The 1,639-nt window shown below is 48.2% G+C and carries 2 protein-coding genes; both read right to left on the bottom strand.

Annotation, left to right across the window (positions count from 1 at the left end; genetic code table 11):
* Positions 1-1,154, bottom strand: a 1,154-nt coding sequence (locus QL886_RS12965; protein ID WP_290179041.1) for a TRAP transporter large permease, incomplete at its 3' end; no start/stop codon positions are given.
* Positions 1,151-1,639: TRAP transporter small permease subunit (locus QL886_RS12960; protein WP_290179040.1), on the bottom strand; the 489-nt coding region annotated here is incomplete at its 5' end. The genes QL886_RS12965 and QL886_RS12960, both read right to left, overlap by 4 nt.

Here is a 1,639-nt window from a genome sequence, read left to right as displayed (position 1 = left end):
AAGATATTCATCCCCATTGGCGGCGTAATCAAACCAAGCTCCACCGTCAATACCGCAATGATGCCAAACCAGACCGGATCAAACCCTAACGCTAGAATGATGGGATATACTACAGGTATCGTGATTACCAGCATCGCTAAGGCATCCATGAACAGCCCTAATAGAAAGTACATGAACAGAATACAGATTAGGACAATCATTGGACTGACCGCTAGCCCACCGATCCAAGATGCCAAGGTATAAGACAAGCGTGAGACTGAGATAAAATACCCCAATGCCTCTGCACCTAATAGCATAAAGAACACCACTGCAGAGAGTGCTAGTGTCTCAATCAATGACTGCTTGAGTCCATTTAAACGCATACCTTTAGCAAAGGCATAAGCCCATGAGACAAACGCTCCTACTGCGGCGCCTTCTGTTGGAGTAAATAACCCAAAGAAGATACCGGCAATAATCACAATAAAGATAAAGCTAAACGGTATCAGACCAGTCAGCGACAGTAGCTTGGCTTTCCACGTGGTTTTCTCACCACGCTTTGCTAGATGCGGTTTCCAGCGTACCATCACCATGACGGTGAGTGAGTACATCACCATACCGAGCATACCGGGTAGGAACCCAGCGATAAACATGTCACCCACTGACTGCTGGGTTAAGATGGCATAGACCAGTAGCGCAATACTGGGCGGAATCATAATACCAAGCGTACCGCCAGCGGCTAAGATACCGCAGGCAAAGCCTGGCTGATAGCCGTACTTCTCCATTTGCGGTAGCGCTACTTTGGTCATGGTAGAGGCAGTGGCAAGCGATGATCCTGAGATAGAGGCAAAGATACCGGATGAACCAATACCTGCAATGCCCAGACTACCCCTTACCCCGCCAAATATGGTTCGGGTGGCTTCAAACAGTTTACCTGCCATACCTGAGTGAGTCGCAAACACGCCCATCAGAATAAATAAGGGAATGGCACTAAAGTCATACTTTGCTAAGACATCAACGGGAATGTCTTTGAGCATTTGCAGAGCACCACTAGGCGCGGTGACCGCACCAAAACCGACTAAGCCTACCCCTAACATGGCAAGTGCGACGGGCACGCGTAGGACGACAAGCAGGATCATGACCACTAGGCCAATCGCACCGATAATTTCTGGACTCATGCGCCTGTCTCCTCGGCGTCAAAGAATTCGCCTGTCTTAAAGATGTTGATGGATTCGATCAATGAGCGAATGGCTAGTAGGATGCTTAAGAATGCACTAACCATATAGATAGGCATCATAGATATGCGAAGATCTTGGGTGACTTTGCCATACTCTAAGGCGTCAATGGCGCTCTCGTAGAGTCCCCATGAGAAGACGATGCCGATAATAAAGAAGCCCATCATAAAGATACCCATAAGGTAGCCTTTGATAGACTGTGGCATTTTCTGGGTGAAGACGTCGACGATGATTTGTGAGCGTTCGACAAACGCGGCAAAGGCAGCGAGTAATGCAAATAGCATGAAGTAGGAGACGATCTCTACACTGCCTTTGACGGTAAAGCCAAACTCACCACCGGTAAGTTTGAATATGTAGCGTGCGACGACGTCGAGCATGGTGGTTAGGACGATGATGATGAGACTCACCCCACCGATAAACTGGCATAA

This window comes from Psychrobacter sp. APC 3281, assembly GCF_030407815.1.
Classification (GTDB): domain Bacteria; phylum Pseudomonadota; class Gammaproteobacteria; order Pseudomonadales; family Moraxellaceae; genus Psychrobacter.
Note: the sequence above shows the minus strand (reverse complement) of the source record. Positions and strands in the feature narration are given on the sequence as shown.